Source organism: Pseudomonas sp. TH49, from assembly GCF_016650625.1.
Classification (GTDB): Bacteria; Pseudomonadota; Gammaproteobacteria; order Pseudomonadales; family Pseudomonadaceae; genus Aquipseudomonas; species Aquipseudomonas fluorescens_H.
Genome location: NZ_JAEKFL010000001.1, coordinates 3,297,321 through 3,313,431, shown reverse-complemented (window position 1 = coordinate 3,313,431; position 16,111 = coordinate 3,297,321). Strand labels below are relative to the sequence as shown.

13 protein-coding genes are annotated in these 16,111 nt (G+C 60.0%); 3 read left to right on the top strand and 10 right to left on the bottom strand.

Annotated features, from left to right (window positions below; translation table 11 throughout):
• Positions 1-61: 61 nt before the first annotated feature.
• Both JFU48_RS15020 and JFU48_RS15015 read right to left on the bottom strand, forming a co-directional pair.
• Complete coding sequence (locus JFU48_RS15020; protein WP_201136848.1) at positions 62-1,408, bottom strand: ATP-binding protein; 1,347 nt, start codon at positions 1,406-1,408, stop codon at positions 62-64.
• Positions 1,405-2,082: a response regulator transcription factor gene (locus JFU48_RS15015; protein WP_103485452.1), complete on the bottom strand. Its 678-nt coding sequence runs from the start codon at positions 2,080-2,082 to the stop codon at positions 1,405-1,407. Before JFU48_RS15015 ends, JFU48_RS15020 begins: the two co-directional genes overlap by 4 nt.
• A gap of 220 nt (positions 2,083-2,302) precedes the next feature.
• On the opposite strand from JFU48_RS15015, the gene JFU48_RS15010 reads away from it, so the two are divergent.
• A complete protein-coding gene (locus JFU48_RS15010; RefSeq protein ID WP_201136847.1) occupies positions 2,303-3,094 on the top strand; it encodes a dienelactone hydrolase family protein in 792 nt (263 codons plus the stop codon).
• Positions 3,095-3,233: 139 nt separating this feature from the next.
• Entirely contained in the window at positions 3,234-3,959 is a 726-nt protein-coding gene (locus JFU48_RS15005) for a 4'-phosphopantetheinyl transferase family protein (RefSeq protein WP_201136846.1), read from the top strand.
• A 115-nt stretch (positions 3,960-4,074) separates the two neighbouring features.
• Here JFU48_RS15005 and JFU48_RS15000 read toward each other — a convergent pair whose 3' ends face one another.
• Both JFU48_RS15000 and JFU48_RS14995 read right to left on the bottom strand, forming a co-directional pair.
• A complete protein-coding gene (locus JFU48_RS15000; RefSeq protein ID WP_003227208.1) occupies positions 4,075-5,685 on the bottom strand; it encodes an ATP-binding protein in 1,611 nt (536 codons plus the stop codon).
• The gene (locus JFU48_RS14995) at positions 5,682-6,404 is read right to left on the bottom strand and encodes a response regulator (protein WP_103485449.1); all 723 of its coding nucleotides are present in this window, start codon (positions 6,402-6,404) and stop codon (positions 5,682-5,684) included. The genes JFU48_RS15000 and JFU48_RS14995 overlap by 4 nt, the downstream gene beginning before the upstream one ends.
• A gap of 856 nt (positions 6,405-7,260) precedes the next feature.
• Between JFU48_RS14995 and JFU48_RS14990 the strand changes: the two genes are divergently transcribed.
• Positions 7,261-10,155 carry a ribonucleoside-diphosphate reductase subunit alpha gene (locus tag JFU48_RS14990; protein WP_003227212.1) on the top strand — a complete coding sequence of 965 codons (2,895 nt, stop codon included), beginning with the start codon at positions 7,261-7,263 and terminating at the stop codon, positions 10,153-10,155.
• Between the two features lie 747 nt (positions 10,156-10,902).
• On the opposite strand, the gene flgE is transcribed toward JFU48_RS14990, so the two are convergent.
• The 6 genes from flgE to JFU48_RS14960 form a co-directional block, all read right to left on the bottom strand.
• Positions 10,903-12,234: a flagellar hook protein FlgE gene (gene flgE / locus JFU48_RS14985; protein WP_201136845.1), complete on the bottom strand. Its 1,332-nt coding sequence runs from the start codon at positions 12,232-12,234 to the stop codon at positions 10,903-10,905.
• 30 nt (positions 12,235-12,264) lie between these two features.
• Positions 12,265-12,990, bottom strand: a complete 726-nt coding sequence (gene flgD, locus JFU48_RS14980; protein ID WP_103521696.1) for a flagellar hook assembly protein FlgD — start codon at positions 12,988-12,990, stop codon at positions 12,265-12,267.
• A 15-nt stretch (positions 12,991-13,005) separates the two neighbouring features.
• On the bottom strand, positions 13,006-13,449 hold the full coding sequence (gene flgC / locus JFU48_RS14975) for a flagellar basal body rod protein FlgC (RefSeq protein WP_003227217.1): 444 nt from the start codon (positions 13,447-13,449) through the stop codon (positions 13,006-13,008).
• A 3-nt stretch (positions 13,450-13,452) separates the two neighbouring features.
• Entirely contained in the window at positions 13,453-13,860 is a 408-nt protein-coding gene (flgB, locus tag JFU48_RS14970) for a flagellar basal body rod protein FlgB (RefSeq protein WP_108592368.1), read from the bottom strand.
• A gap of 369 nt (positions 13,861-14,229) precedes the next feature.
• Entirely contained in the window at positions 14,230-15,057 is an 828-nt protein-coding gene (gene cheR, locus JFU48_RS14965; protein WP_003227220.1) for a protein-glutamate O-methyltransferase CheR, read from the bottom strand.
• A 46-nt stretch (positions 15,058-15,103) separates the two neighbouring features.
• The gene (locus tag JFU48_RS14960; protein WP_003227223.1) at positions 15,104-16,036 is read right to left on the bottom strand and encodes a chemotaxis protein CheV; all 933 of its coding nucleotides are present in this window, start codon (positions 16,034-16,036) and stop codon (positions 15,104-15,106) included.
• Positions 16,037-16,111 lie beyond the last annotated feature (75 nt).

The following is a 16,111-nucleotide window of genomic DNA, read 5'->3' as shown; positions in this document are numbered from 1 at the left end:
TTTGAATGCATTCCCCTTGTAGGAGTGAGCCTGCTCGCGATGACGTCAGAACTGCCAACACCTAAACCGCAGGAAACTGAATCCTGAACGCCGCCCCGCCCATCGGCGAATCCCCGAGCATCAGTTTGGCGTTGTAGCTCTCGATAATGTCCTTGACCACCGCCAGCCCGATGCCCTGCCCCGGGTGCTGTCGATCCAGACGCTCGCCACGCTCGAGAATCCGCGCCCGTTGATTCGGCGGTACGCCCGGGCCGTCGTCTTCGATGCACAACTCGGTCCCGGCCAGACTCTCGCGAACGCTGATGCGCACTTCGCCCAGACACAGGCGATAGGCATTCTCCAGCAGGTTGCCCATCATCTCCAGCAAAGCGCCCTGCTCGATCGGCACATAGCAGTGCTCCGGCAGATCGAAGGCCACACGCACACGTTTGTCGCGATAGACCTTGTCCAGTGTGTCGCACAGGCTTTTGAGCACCGGCTGCAGACGGACCTGGTGGCGCACCAGCCCGCTTTTGCGCAGGCTGGCACGTTGCAGTTGGTAGCTGATCTGCTGACTCATGCGCTCGATCTGGGTTTGCAGCACCCAGGCTTGATCACGATCTTCGGGACGTTTCGCCATGTCTTCGCTGACCCCTTGCAACACCGCCAGAGGGGTTTTCAGGCTGTGCGCCAGATCATCGAGGGAGTCGCGGTAGCGGCTGCGCTGCTGGCGTTCGCTGAGCAGCAAACGGTTGAGCGAGCCGGTCAGGCGCAGCAGTTCGCGCGGGTGCTGCTCGGTGAGGCTTTCGCGGGTGCCGCTTTCGATTTCGTCGAGTTCCTGGCTGAGCTGGCGCAGCGCCTTGAGGCCCCAGGTCAGGCCGATCCACAACAGCGCCAGCAACACCAGCAATGCGGCACCGAAGCCCAGATAGAGATTTTCGCGCAGGCCTTCGAGGGTGTTTTCGTATTCGCGCACCGGTTGCAGGGCAACGATACTGAACGCGGCACTTTTACCGCCAAGCAGTTTGACTTCGACGTCGTAGACGAAGAACTCCTGACCGTCGCTCTCGCGGATCCGCGCGAACTCGTTACCCATGCCGTCGTAACGCGGCTTGTAGTTGATCTGCTCTTCCTGCGTGCCTTTCGAGCGCCAGACCAGTTTGCCTTCGCGATCGTAGATGTAGCCGAGCAAGCGGTTGTCGGTGAGGTTGAAACGCTCATCGGGCAACTGCGACGGCATCATCAGGCGGCCGTTCTCGATGCGGGCGGCAGAGATCAGCGTGGTGGCGTCCGAGGCCAGCCGCTGCTCGATCGAGTCCTGCAACGCCAGGCTGAACGCGCCCTGCATGGCGGGGAGCAAGCCGAGCATGAACAACACCGCCAACGTGGTGGCGGCGAGCATCAAGCGAACGCGAAGAGAACGAATCAAGTGCAAGGCTCATTGAACAGATAGCCGAGACCGCGCACGGTATCGATCGGCTTGAACCCGCGCGTGCCTTCAAGCTTGCGGCGCAGGCGGCCGACCAGCACTTCGATCACGTTCGGATCGCGCTCGTCGTCGTCCGGATAGAGCTGCTCCATCAGACGATCCTTGGGCACCACTTGCTGGTGGTGGCGCATCAGGTATTCGAGGATGCGGTATTCGTAGGCTGTCAGCGCCAGCGGCTCTTCATCCAGCGATGCCTGCTTGCGATTGAGGTCCAGCAACAGCGGTCCGGCGACGATGGTCGACTGGGTGAACCCGCTGGAGCGACGCAGCAAGGCGTTGAGTCGTGCATCGAGTTCTTCGAACTGGAACGGCTTGACCACGTAATCGTCGGCACCGGCGGCCAGGCCTTCGACCTTGTCCTGCCAGTTGCCGCGCGCAGTGAGGATCAGCACCGGAAACGTCTTGCCGGTCGAGCGCAACTGCCGGATCAAGTCCAGACCGCCCATGCCCGGCAGACCGAGGTCGATGACCGCCAGATCGAAGTTGAACTGCCCGGTCTGGTACAGCGCCTCTTCGGCATTGGCCACGGACTCGACCACATGACCGCTCTCCGTCAGACGGGTTTGCAGGTGATGGCGCAACAGCGCTTCATCTTCGACGACCAACAGTTTCATAACGCTCTCCCGGGTAAATCAAAAGCTCCAACTTCAACAGCATACCTGTGAGAGCGAGTCTGCTCGCGAAGGCGACGGCACGGGCGACAACTTTCTCATTGCTGTTCGACTGGATGCAAGGTTAGCAAGCCGCCCCTGTACCTGCCCTGAACGCTCGTTGAACCTGCACTGAATCAAATCGACTAGGCTGTCCTGACCACTTTCGATAAGGAGACCGACCATGCGCCTGTTCCTCGCCCTCACCCTGCTCGCGGCCAGCAGCCTGGCCAACGCCGCGATCAAGACCCAGGAGATTCCCTACCAGAGTGCCGACGGCACCAGACTGATCGGCTACTACGCCTACGACGACGCGATCAAGGGCAAGCGCCCGGGGATCGTCGTGGTGCATGAATGGTGGGGGCTGAACGACTACGCCAAACGCCGCGCCCGCGACCTCGCTGAGCTGGGCTACAGCGCACTGGCGATCGATATGTACGGCGAAGGCAAGAACACCGAGCACCCCAAGGATGCGATGGCATTCATGCAGGCCGCGACCCAGGATGCCGCCGCCTCCAGCAAGCGCTTCGAGGCCGGGCTGAACCTGCTGAAAAAGCAGCCACAGACCGACGTGAATAAAATCGCTGCCATCGGTTACTGCTTCGGCGGCGGCGTGGTGCTCAACGCGGCGCGTCAGGGCGAGCCGCTGGCGGGCGTGGTGAGTTTCCACGGTGCGCTGGCGACCACCACCCCGGCGACGCCCGGCAGTGTGAAGGCGAAGATTCTGGTCGAGCATGGTGCGCTGGACAGCATGGTCACCCCGGCCAACGTCACCGCATTCAAATCCGAGATGGACAAGGCCGGCGCCGACTACACATTCGTCAGCCTCGACGGCGCCAAGCATGGTTTCACCAATCCCGATGCCGATCGTTTGAGCCACGGTGAACACGGTGGCCCGGATATCGGCTACAACAAAGCGGCCGATGAAAAATCCTGGGCGGACATGAAAGCGTTCTTCCAGAAAATCTTTGGCTGATCAGATAGATTGCAGCGCGGCCTTCGCGAGCAGGCTCGCTCCCACATGGGAATGCGTTCCAAATGTGGGAGCGAGCCTGCTCGCGAAAGCCGCACCGCCGATCTCGACCTTGCCCCTGCGAACCGGCAAAATGCCCGCCATGAATTCCAGCCCGCCCCTCCCCACCTGCTGCACCGCGCTCGACGCTCACTGGCCGTTGCCCAGCGTGCTGCGCGAGACCGTCCTGCTGAGCACCCGTTTCGACCCGAAACAATTGCTCGGCGATGACTTCCAGCGCAGCGCCATCGAGCCGCCGCCGAGCATTCAGCGTTCGGTTGCCAAGCGCCAGGCAGAGTTTCTTGCCGGGCGGATTTGCGCCCGGGCGGCGTTGCAGCAACTGGAAGGCTCAAGCGTGATTCCGGCGATTGGCGAAGACCGTGCACCGGTGTGGCCGGCGCACATCTGCGGCTCGATCACCCACAGCACCGGGCGTGCGGCGGCCATTGTCGCCAACAAGCAGCATTGGCGTGGCTTGGGCATGGACCTGGAAAACCTGCTCGACACCGACCGCGCCGAACGCCTGGCCGGGGAGATCCTGACGCCTGCGGAACTGCAGCGCATGGCCGCCGGTTCGAGGGAACAACTGGCGTTGCTGGTGACGCTGACGTTTTCGGTGAAAGAAAGCCTGTTCAAGGCGTTGTACCCGATTGTGCAGAAGCGCTTTTATTTCGAGCACGCCGAGGTGCTGGAGTGGACAGAGCAAGGGCAGGTTCGGTTGCGTTTGCTGACTGACTTGTCTGGCGAATGGCGTCATGGCACCGAGCTGGAAGCGCAATTTGGGGTGCAGGATGGGCAGTTGCTGAGTCTGGTCAGCATTCCGGCCTGAGGATTTTTCAGCCTGTCCCGCCGCCTTCGCGAGCAAGCCCGCTCCCACCCTTGAAATGCATTCCCCTGTGGGAGCGGGCTTGCTCGCGAAGGCATCATCCCTGCCACCACAAAACTCAGCGGCGTTCCTGATTCCGCGGCCAACTCAGACTGAAGCAGGCCCCGCCCAGACTCTTGCTCTTATTGATCAGCGCCCGGCCGTCATGCCAATGGATGATCCGCCGCACAATCGACAGCCCCAGCCCATGCCCGCCCGACGCACGGGTACGGCTGTCATCCAGACGCAGAAACGGCGTGAAGATGCGCTCCCACGCCACCTCCGGCACGCCCGGCCCGTCATCCTCGACATCGACCCGGCAGCGCAACTGCCCGACCTGATAACTCACCGTGACTTTCGAGCGCGCATGGCGCATCGCGTTGCTCACCAGATTCTGCAACGCCCGGTGCAGGAAGCGCGGTTCGGCCTCGACCCAGGCGCCGTCGTTATCGGTGGATGACAGGCACATACCACGCTGCACCGTGACTCCGGCACGCAACGGCGCCAGCTCTTCGATCACCTGATTGACCAACGCATCGAGGTCGATGCGCTGAAAGGTCAGCGCCGGCGAGCCCTGCTCCAGTCGCGCGTAGGTGAGCATCTCGTCCACCAGCTTATCGAGATCCTCGATGTCGTGATCCATGCCCTCGCGGTACTTCTCCAGCGCCTGCGGGGTGGTGGCCGAGCCGATCATCTCCAGACCGAAACGCAGACGTGCCACCGGTGTACGCAGTTCGTGGGACACCGCGCGCACCAGCTCACGCTGGATTGCCAGCAACTGCTGCAAGTGCTCGGCCATGCCGTTGAACGCTGCCGCCAGCCGTCCTACCGAGTCAGCGCCCCGGGCCGGCACGCGGGTTTCCAGGCTGCCCTTGGCGATGCGCGTGGCGGCGGCTTCGAGGCCGCGCAAACGCCGTTCGAGTTGGCGCACCAACAGATAAACGATCAGGCCGATCAGACTCAGGCCGAGCACGGCGATCAGCACCAGCCATTGCGGCGGATACGGATTCATCTGATACAGCGGGCCGATTTCCAGCACCCACGGCGTGCCGACCATGCCGGCAAACACCCGGATCGAATCCCCGCCCTTGCCCAGCGCCATCACCGTGTCGCCCTCGGACACGCGACGGCTCTGGTCTTCGTCCATATCGGCCTCGTTGACCGTGACCAGTCGCAGATCAAAACCGAAGCCCTTCTCTTCCTTTAACTGCGCCAGCCGCTTGGGTTGTTCGCCCACCGGAAAACGCACCAATTCATCGGCCAGCAGATAAATGGTCGCGCGGGCCAGTTGCTCGCTGATCTGTTGTACGTCACCGGTCAGCAGCAACTGTTCCTTGTCGCTGACCAGTCGATAGACCCGCGCCGCATGCGGGCCGGTCTGCTCCACCAACGCTTGACCGCGTTGCACCCGAGTGCGCTGTGACAAGTCCAGATCAGTCTCGGAAAACTTCTTCAGCGCCAGCGGAATCCCCAGCAGCCGCTCCCACACCAACAGCGCCCGATGGCGCTCGGTTTCGTTCATCGGTTGCAGGTTGTCGGCCATCAGCGAAAACGTGCCGTGGGCGAGGCGCTCGCGGTACTGCTCGCTGCGCACCTGATTGAGCAGATGCAACGCCAGCACGCCGAGCACCGCGACCAGGATCAGCGCTGCGCACATACCGCCGTAGATGCGCAGGAAGATCGAGTTCACAGCGCCAGGTCTACGCAGGCTTCAGGGACGAACAGATAGCCTTTGCTGCGGATGGTCTTGATCAGGCGCGGGTGGTCGGGGTCGTCGCCGATTTTCGGGCGAATGCGCGAGATACGCACATCGATCGAGCGGTCCTGGCCGTCGTAACCGATGCCCCGCAGCGCAGTAAAGATCTCTTCGCGAGAGAGGATTCGCCCGGCATTCGACACCAGCAGCCAGAGCAGGTCGAATTCAGCGCTGGTCAGTTCGATGCCGCTGTCGCTGAGCCAGGCTTCGCGCAAGGCGTTGTCAACCACCAGCGGCCCGAATTGCAGGCGACGGCTTTTCTCCGCGACGGGTTCGGCTGTGTCACTGCGTCGCAGCAAGGCCTGAATCCGCGCGAGCAACAGCCGTGGACGCACCGGTTTGCACACGTAATCGTCGGCGCCGAGGTCGAGGCCCTGGATCTGGTCGGCATCGTCGGTGCGCGCGGTGAGCATCAGGATCGGCCCGTCATAACGGTCGCGCACCTTGCGGCAGATGCTCAGACCGTCTTCACCGGGCAGCATCAGGTCGAGGATCACCAGATCCGGCTGCTCCTTGATGATCCGCGCCGCCGCCAGCGCGCCGTTACCTTCAATCTCCACCTGCAATCCATTGGCTTGCAGGTATTCGCGGGTGAGTTCGGCCAGACGCTGGTCGTCCTCGACTATCAATACCTGCCAGGCTTCTTGCTCCACCAGTGACCTCTGCTTGCTGTTTTTATTAATAAAGGAAGAACCGTACGACACAGCACAATTCATGTGGGAGCGAGCCTGCTCGCGAAAGCGTTGGATCAGTCAACATTGATGCTGAACCTACCGACGCATTCGCGAGCAGGCTCGCTCCCACAGGTTTAGATCCTCCCGACCTTTTGTCATGTTTGGGGAGGATAAGAATGCTTGCGCATGAGCCGATTGTATAAACGGCGTACAACCAGAACACAAGTCGCCAAATGCGTTCGGACAACCCGGTTTTTTGTGATAGGGTTCGCGCCCTTAAAAATCCGCTGAAGCGTTTTTCCCGAGTGAAAAACAGTGACAAACGGTCTAGCTCAGCAGGTTCGCGGCCTACACGGGAATTCCTGGTTTCTTACACAATTTACGCACAGGCTTATCCACAGCTAGTACGTTGCAAGCCCCCTCGAAACGCATTATCTTGTAGCACGGCACAAGGAGAGACCCTACATATAGGGTTTTCCGCTCAAACGCCCAACCACATTTCGGACCTGAAACTCAAGCGCTTTATTGCCGGTTTCCGGTTGAACCAAGCAAGTTTTTCAAAGCCCAAACCGCACTTGCGGATGGCACCGTTTTTTAGGTTGGAAACGACCGGAACGGTACGGGTGTTGCAGTCATGACTGTCACCCTGGAAGGAATCCGGCTCGAGCCCTGGCTCGCAGCCAAAAACTTCGGCAAGGATGCGGCGTCATTAGCCTTTTTCCTACTGGTCCGAAGTTGTTATGCCCGACGCCCGTCGGTTGTAGTGCTTCGGACCAGAACGGTGAGCACCATGATGGTGCCCAAACAAACATAGAGAATGTGGAGATCACCCCCCATGCAAACCGACACAACTCGCGAGAACCCGCAGGGCACCTTGCCGCAGGCCGCCGATTCGAATTCGGATCTGGCTGCCACCGCGCCTGGTCAACTGCGCGTGATCAAGCGTAATGGCACTGTCGTTCCTTACACCGATGACAAGATCACCGTCGCTATCACCAAAGCGTTTCTCGCAGTTGAGGGCGGCACCGCTGCCGCTTCGTCGCGAATCCACGACACCGTTGCCCGTCTGACCGAACAAGTCACCGCGACCTTCAAGCGTCGCATGCCGTCGGGCGGCACCATCCACATCGAAGAAATCCAGGACCAGGTCGAACTGGCCCTGATGCGTGCCGGCGAGCAGAAAGTCGCTCGTGACTACGTGATCTACCGTGACGGCCGTTCGAAAGAACGCGCTGCCCACGCTCCGGTCGAAGCTGCGGTCGACGCGCACCCGTCGATCCGTATCACCCGCGCCGACGGCAGCCTCGCGCCGCTGGACATGGGCCGCCTGAACACCATCGTTACCGAGGCTTGCGAAGGCCTGGCTGAAGTCGATGGCGACCTGATCCAGCGCGAAACCCTGAAGAACCTGTACGACGGCGTGGCCCTGAACGACGTCAACACCGCACTGGTGATGACCGCGCGTACCCTGGTTGAACGTGAGCCGAACTACTCGTTCGTGACCGCGCGCCTGCTGATGGACACCCTGCGTGCCGAAGGCCTGGGCTTCCTGGGTGTGGCCGAAAGCGCCACTCACCACGAAATGGCCGAGCTGTACGCCAAGGCGCTGCCAGCCTACGTTGCCAAAGGTATCGAGTTCGAACTGCTGAACCCTGTGCTGGCCACCTTCGACCTGGAAAAACTGGGCAAGGCGATCAACCACGAGCGCGATCAGCAATTCACCTACCTTGGCCTGCAGACACTGTACGACCGTTACTTCATCCACAAGGATGGCGTGCGTTTCGAACTGCCGCAGATCTTCTTCATGCGCGTGGCCATGGGCCTGGCAATCGAAGAGAAGCAGAAAGAAGACCGTGCGATCGAGTTCTACAACCTGTTGTCGTCCTTCGACTACATGGCGTCGACTCCGACCCTGTTCAACGCCGGTACCCTGCGTCCACAGCTGTCGAGCTGCTACCTGACCACCGTTCCGGACGACCTGTCGGGCATCTACCACGCGATCCACGACAACGCCATGCTGTCGAAATTCGCTGGCGGCCTGGGCAACGACTGGACCCCGGTTCGTGCACTGGGCTCGTACATCAAGGGCACCAACGGCAAGTCGCAAGGGGTGGTTCCGTTCCTGAAAGTGGTGAACGACACCGCTGTAGCCGTCAACCAGGGTGGCAAGCGCAAAGGCGCTGTGTGTGCCTACCTGGAAACCTGGCACATGGACATCGAAGAGTTCATCGAGCTGCGCAAGAACACCGGTGATGATCGTCGTCGTACCCACGACATGAACACCGCCAACTGGATCCCTGACCTGTTCATGAAGCGCGTCTTCGATGACGGCAAGTGGACCCTGTTCTCGCCATCCGAAGTTCCGGATCTGCACGACCTGACCGGTAAAGCCTTCGAAGAGCGCTACGAGTACTACGAAGCCCTGACCGAGTACCCGGGCAAGGTCAAGCTGTTCAAGACCATCCAGGCCAAAGACCTGTGGCGCAAAATGCTCTCCATGCTGTTCGAAACCGGCCACCCATGGCTGACGTTCAAAGACCCGTGCAACCTGCGTAGCCCGCAGCAGCACGTCGGCGTGGTTCACAGCTCGAACCTGTGCACCGAGATCACCTTGAACACCAACAAGGACGAGATCGCCGTTTGCAACCTGGGCTCGATCAACCTGCCGAACCACATCGTCGACGGCAAGCTGGACACCGCCAAGCTGCAACGCACCGTGAACACTGCCGTGCGCATGCTCGACAACGTGATCGACATCAACTACTACTCGGTGCCGCAAGCGAAGAACTCCAACTTCCGCCACCGTCCGGTCGGCCTGGGCATCATGGGCTTCCAGGACGCGCTGTACCTGCAGCACATCCCTTACGGTTCCGACGCTGCCGTCGAGTTCGCCGACAAGTCGATGGAAGCGGTCAGCTACTACGCGATCCAGGCGTCCTGCGACCTGGCAGACGAGCGTGGTGCTTACGAGACCTTCAACGGTTCGCTGTGGTCCAAAGGCATCCTGCCGCTGGATTCGCAACAGATCCTGATCGAGCAACGTGGCCAGAAGTACATCGACGTTGACCTGAACGAAACCCTGGACTGGGCACCGGTTCGCGCCCGTGTTCAGAAAGGCATTCGTAACTCCAACATCATGGCCATCGCACCGACCGCGACCATCGCCAACATCACCGGCGTATCGCAGTCGATCGAACCGACCTACCAGAACCTGTATGTGAAATCGAACCTGTCGGGCGAATTCACCGTGATCAACCCGTACCTGGTTCGCGACCTCAAGGCGCGCGGTCTGTGGGACTCGGTCATGATCAACGACCTGAAGTACTACGACGGTTCGGTTCAGCAGATCGAGCGCATCCCGCAAGAACTCAAAGAGCTCTACGCGACCGCGTTCGAAGTGGACACCAAGTGGATCGTTGACGCCGCCAGCCGTCGTCAGAAGTGGATCGACCAGGCCCAGTCGCTGAACCTGTACATCGCCGGCGCCTCGGGCAAGAAGCTCGACGTGACCTACCGCATGGCCTGGTACCGTGGTCTGAAAACCACCTACTACCTCCGTGCCCTGGCCGCGACCAGCACCGAGAAGTCGACCATCAACACCGGCAAGCTGAACGCTGTTTCCAGCGGCGGCAACCACGGCGACGATTCGGTTCTGGCCGCTCCGGCAGGTCCGGCTCCAGTGCCAAAGGCTTGCGCGATCGACGAGCCGGATTGCGAAGCTTGCCAATAAGCTGAGCTGAGTCAGGCGTCGCGAGGCGCCTGATTCTCCCAGGCAAAAGAAAACCCCCGACAGACTTCTGGTTTGTCGGGGGTTTTCTTTTGCCCGCCATTTACCTGTAGGAGCTGTCGAGAGCAACGAGGCTGCGATCTTTTGATCTTCAGTGCTGCTGCCAAAGATCAAAAGATCGCAGCCTTCGGCAGCCCCAGAGGATGAGTACATCTGGCAGGCCGCCATCGCTGGCAAGCCAGCTCCCACCGGGACTGGATGCATTCGGATAGAGAGTGGTCGGCTGGCAGGCCGCCATCGCCAGCAGGCTGGCTTCCACAGAAGAGCAAAAGCCAAGCGCATGCTTTTCACCACTCAATGGCCGAGTGTCAGCTCGCCGAAAGCTTTTGATTTTGCCGTACCGGCCCCGTCGGCAGGCTGAGTGGAGGGATTTATCCGGGGGTGGGAGCGAAGCGACCGTTTGGCGAAGCCAAACACATCGAGAGGAGGTGCAGCGAAGCAAACCGTAGGCGATGCCCCCGGATGAATCCCGCAGCGAAGGAACCCGAGCCTAAGCGAGGGCCGAACGCTGGGGCCAAGCCTTTTGGTTACTTTTTGGCGTCTGAAAAAGTGACTCGCCGTAAGGGCGAAACCGCCAGCCGCAGCACCCAAAGAACCGGATACTCACCCAATCAAAACAGCTGCCACCCAATAGCCGCCCACAAAAAAGCCCCTCAAAAAGAGGGGCTCTTGCACAACCAGAAACCGCAATCAGGTCATCTGAATGATGGTCTGCATGATGGTGCTCTGAGTCGAAATGGTCTTGGCGTTCGCCTGATAGTTGCTCTGGCCCTTGATCAGGTCCACCAGCTCGTTGGTCAGGTTAACGTTGGACTCTTCCAGCGAGTTGGACGCGATCGAACCCAGGGTACCGGTTTCCGGCGCATCGTAACCCGGGATACCCGAAGCGAAAGTCTCTTTCCAGCTAGTACCGCCGACAGCCTGCAGGCCTTGTTCGTTGGTGAAGCTGGCCAGCGCGACCTGGCCGATGGCCTTGCTCTGGTTGTTGCTGAAGTTGGCGAACAGCGTACCGGTGCCGTCGATGGTCAGGTTGGTGATCTGGCCAGTGGCGTAACCATCCTGAGTCGGGATCGAACGCGCGGTATCAGCGTTGAACTGAGTGGTCTTGGCCATGGAAATGGTCACGCCATTGGTGTTGGCAGACGCGCCGTTTGGCGTGAAGGTGCCGTTGGTCACGGTACCCGGTACCCAGCCGGTCAGCTTCAAGTCGCTGCTGATGATCGGCTTGGTCGCATCCGCCGGGTTAGGCGTGCTGACCTGAGTGAGATTGCCCGAACTGTCGAACGTCAGTGTCGAAGCAGTCGGGGCGGTCTTGGTTGGATCGCTGCCGGTTGCATCCGGATTGCGCCCGTCCACCAGGGTGTAGACCTTCCAGGTGTTTTGGCCGGTTTTCACCATGTACTGATCCATGACGTGCGAGTTGCCCTGAGAGTCATAGATCGGTGTGCTGAACGACTTGGTGTAGGTTTCGAGTTTTGCCGGGTCGAACTTGCCTGCCGCCACTGTGTCGTCGATCACTGGGGCCGACGAGTTCAGGTTGATGGACGAAGTCACCAGCGAAGTCGATTTCGGCGCCAGGTTCGAGGTGTCGATCTTCAGGTCGGTCAACACGCCGTTGATGATCTTGCCGTTGGCATCCACACCATAACCTTGCAGGCGCGAGGTGTAGTCGGTGTTGGTGATGAAGCCGTTATTATCGACCTTGAACGTACCGGCACGGGTGTAGGTGATCGCGCCGTTGTTGCTCATGGTGAAGAAACCGGAACCGTTGATACCCATGTCCAGCACGTTACCGGTGTTGTTGATGTCACCCTGGGTGAACTGCTGGGAGACGTTGGCCAGGCGCACACCGTTGCCGATGACTTTGCTGCCGCTACCCAGGCGAGTGGCCGAGTAGACGTCTTCGAATTCTGCACGGGACGATTTGAAACCGGCGGTCGCGACGTTGGCGATGTTGTTGCCGGTCACGTCCAGTTGTTTGTTGGCTGCATAGAGACCGCTAAGGCCGATATTGAAAGACATATTCCACTCCTTTGTGCCGGTTAGTCGGCTCTATATACCAATGGTTTGTACTTTGGACAGGGCGACGGTGCCCTTGCCGGACAGGTTGAGCATCAGCTCGCCACCGGTCTGGCTGATGGTCACACTGTTGACCGTGGCTGGCAGATAGGTCGCCATATCGGTCGAGGTGCCATTGATCGAGGCGTTGGCCTTGACGGTGTAGGTACCGGTATTCACCAGGTTGCCGTCCTTGTCCTTGCCGTCCCAGGTGAAGCTCGCGCTGCCTGCGGCGCGACTGCCCAGATCGATGGTGCGAACGACCGTGCCGCTGCTGTCGGTAATGCTGACGGTGCCGCCGGCAATCGACGACGGAACGGTGACCGAACCGGTCATGCCTTTGCTCGGGTCGTCCAATTGAACGGTGTTGGTCTGCACGATCACGTTGCGGCCCACCAGCGACGACGCCTGCAGGGCCTGCGAGGAGTTGTAGTTGCCGGCCAGCGAGCTGACGGTGCTGTTAAGCGTGGTGATGCCTTCCAGGCTGCTGAACTGCGCCAACTGCGCAACGAACGCGCTGTTGTCCTGCGGGTCGAGCGGGTTCTGGTTTTTCAGCTGGGTGACCAGCAATTGCAGGAACGCATCCTTGCCCAGCGCCTGGCCGCCGGTGGAACTGTTAGTCGCAGAAGCAATGCCATCGGCGGTCGAACTGGTCTTCTTCGACGAGTTCGCCAGGATGTCATTCATGCTCAAGCTGCTGGTGGTATCGGAAACACTCATGGCCGTCGCCCCTTATTACTGACCGAGGGTCAGCACCTTCTGCATCATGGTTTTGGCGGTGTTCATCATTTCGGCGTTGGTCTGGAACGACCGACTCGCGGAAATCATGTCAGCCATTTCTTCCACCACGTTGACGTTCGGGTAGTAGACGTAGCCCTTGGCGTCAGCGGCCGGATGGTTCGGCTCGTAGCGCGCTTCGAGGTTGCTCTGGTCTTCGACCACGCCAAGTACCTGTACGCCCTGCCCTGCGGCGTCCTGGCTCTGGAACAGCGAGTTGCTGCCGCTGTTCTGGCCGCCCTGGAACATGGTGGCGAACACCGGGTGACGGGCGCGGTAGGTCTGGTCGATGCTCGATGAGACGGTTTCGGCGTTGGCGATGTTCGAAGCCACGGTGTTCAGACGCGTGGTTTGGGCGCTCATGCCGCTGCCGGCAATGTTGAAAACGCTGGACAGGGACATGGATTACTCTCCGCGCAGGGCTGACACCAGCCCTTTGAATTTGCTGTTGAGCAGAGTGAAGCTGGCCTGGAAGCCGACCGCGTTTTCCGCGTAATTCGACTGCTCGAGCTGAGCGTCCACGGTGTTCTGGTCGATCGAAGGCTGCATCGGCGTGCGATACATCAGCGACTCGTCGCCATTGCCCACGCCTTCAGCTTCGATGTGACGGCTGTTGGTCATGTTCAGGGCGATGGTGCCGTTGGCGTTCTTCTGGGTTTGTGCTTCAAGCACTTTGGAGAAGTCCAGATCCCGAGCCTTGTAGTTCGGGGTATCGGCGTTGGCGATGTTGTTGGCCAACACTTCGGCGCGCTGGGCGCGGAAGCCCAATGCCTTTTCGTGAATGCCGAGCGCTTTATCGAAGCTGATGCTCATGTCGGGAACCTTCGGGTGACCGGTTTTTCGTACCTGAGCTTTAGCAAGCCGCGTGCCAATGCGAGAAACCCCCGAAAACCGGGGCTTTGCAGGGCATTGGCAAAGCGGCAATGCCAGAAAAGCGGCAAACGGCTTCCGCTGGCTGCCGCTTTTCTGCCGCTTGCCCTCCCCTCGCACCTACACCACAGACCCACTGTGGGAGCGGGCTTGCTCGCGAAAGCGTCAAGTCAGTCGATATCTGTTTTTCTGACACACTGCCTTCGCGAGCGAGCCCGCTCCCACAGGGGATTTGTGGTGTGTGAGGGAGATAATTCAGGCACAAAAAACGGGAGCCCCTGAGGACTCCCGTTTTTTGTATTGCCGATGCAATCACTTCGCCTGGTAAATGATCCCCGGGCTGCACTGGACCATCTGGTAATGATCCGGCAAACCGTTCAGCGCTTCGGAAGCGCCGAGGAACAGATACCCGCCCGGCTTCAGCGTGCTGTGAATGCGCAACAGGATGTCTTTCTTCACCTCGGCGGAGAAGTAGATCAGCACGTTGCGGCAAAACACGATGTCGAACTTGCCAAGACTCGCATAGCTGTCGAGCAGGTTGAACGAGCGGAACTCCACGCGATTCTTGATCGGCGCCTTGACTGCCCAGCGCCCCGGCCCTTTCGGGTCGAAGTAGCGCTGCAGACGATCGGCGGACAAACCGCGACCGATCGCCAGACTGTCGTACTCGCCGGTCTTGCAGTTGTTCAGCATGCTGCCGGACAGGTCGGTGGCAACGATCTGCACACCCATCTTCAACTGACCGAGGTTGCTGCGCTCGAACTCATCGATCGACATCGACAGCGAATACGGTTCCTGACCCGACGAGCACGCCGCCGACCAGATCCGCAGACGCTGGTTGGGACTGGCCTTGATCGCCTCGGGCAGCACCTTGTTCTTCAAGACTTCAAACGGATAGGTGTCACGAAACCACAGGGTTTCGTTGGTCGTCATGGCATCGACTACCTGCTCGCGCAAACCGCTGCGCGGCTGGGTCTGGATGCGCTGTACCAGCTCACCCAGGGACTTGATGCCTTGCTGCTCCATCAGTTTGTTGAGACGGCTCGAGACCAGGTACTGCTTGTTTTCACCGAGCAAAATGCCACAGGCTTTTTCCAGGAAGACCCGGAACTGTTCGAAATCCAAATTACCCGTAGACAATGATGCCGCCTCTTAAATCGTGTTGACCGCCAGGGGCAGAAGGCCCCTAGCTGATATCTGCTGCTTTGATCCGGTCGACTACCCGGGATGCCAGGTCATCAGGACGGAATTTGGCCAGGAAGTCATCGGCACCGACTTTCTTGACCATCGCCTGATTGAATACCCCCGACAACGAAGTATGCAGGATGATATGAAGCTTTTGCATGCGCGGGTCGCTGCGGATCTCCGCCGTCAGGGTGTACCCGTCCATCTCCGGCATCTCGATGTCGGAAATCATCATCAGGAACTCTTCTTCCGGCTTCTTGCCCTCATCGACCAGCTTGCGCAGGTAATCCAGCGCCTGCTTGCCGTCGTTCAGCGCCACCACTTCGACACCGACCGTCTGCAGGCAACGCGTGACCTGCTTGCGCGCCACCGACGAGTCGTCGACCGTCAGCACCCGCAGCGACAACGCCTTGCTCTGGGTCTCGACATCGACCACACCGACCGAAATCGCTTCCGGCGTCGGCGCGACTTCCGCCAGCACCTTCTCGACGTCGATGATTTCGACTAACTGATTGTCGACTCGAGTCACAGCGGTCAGGTAATGATCGCGCCCCGTGCCCTTGGGCGGCGGATGGATCTCTTCCCAGTTCATGTTGACGATGCGCTCCACCGAGCGGACCAGGAAACCCTGGGTCTTGGTGTTGTACTCCGTGATGATCACGAACGGATTTTTCTTGTCTTTCAACGCCCCGGAACCGGTCGCCATTGCCAGATCAAGGATCGGAATGGTCGCCCCCCGAATATTCGCCACCCCGCACACGACAGGACTGGACTTGGGCATCAACGTCAGCGACGGGCATTGCAGCACTTCCCGCACCTTGAACACGTTGATTCCGTAGAGCTGTTGACCGTCGAGACGGAACAACAACAGCTCCAGGCGATTCTGCCCTACCAGTTGCGTGCGCTGGTTCACCGAATCCATTACACCAGCCATGCCCAGACTCCTACACCAACGCCAAGTGTTGTTGCGACGCACATTCATTGCTAAACGGCACGGCGCTTGCTTTTT

What these genes read in the sequence shown, in the direction of transcription:
- JFU48_RS15015 (WP_103485452.1), bottom strand. Translation starts at nt 2,082, where the DNA reads ATGAAACTGTTGGTCGTCGAAGATGAAGCGCTGTTGCGCCATCACCTG.
- JFU48_RS15010 (WP_201136847.1), top strand. Translation starts at nt 2,303, where the DNA reads ATGCGCCTGTTCCTCGCCCTCACCCTGCTCGCGGCCAGCAGCCTGGCC.
- JFU48_RS15005 (WP_201136846.1), top strand. Translation starts at nt 3,234, where the DNA reads ATGAATTCCAGCCCGCCCCTCCCCACCTGCTGCACCGCGCTCGACGCT.
- JFU48_RS14990 (WP_003227212.1), top strand. Translation starts at nt 7,261, where the DNA reads ATGCAAACCGACACAACTCGCGAGAACCCGCAGGGCACCTTGCCGCAG.
- flgE (WP_201136845.1), bottom strand. Translation starts at nt 12,234, where the DNA reads ATGTCTTTCAATATCGGCCTTAGCGGTCTCTATGCAGCCAACAAACAA.
- flgD (WP_103521696.1), bottom strand. Translation starts at nt 12,990, where the DNA reads ATGAGTGTTTCCGATACCACCAGCAGCTTGAGCATGAATGACATCCTG.
- flgC (WP_003227217.1), bottom strand. Translation starts at nt 13,449, where the DNA reads ATGTCCCTGTCCAGCGTTTTCAACATTGCCGGCAGCGGCATGAGCGCC.
- flgB (WP_108592368.1), bottom strand. Translation starts at nt 13,860, where the DNA reads ATGAGCATCAGCTTCGATAAAGCGCTCGGCATTCACGAAAAGGCATTG.
- JFU48_RS14960 (WP_003227223.1), bottom strand. Translation starts at nt 16,036, where the DNA reads ATGGCTGGTGTAATGGATTCGGTGAACCAGCGCACGCAACTGGTAGGG.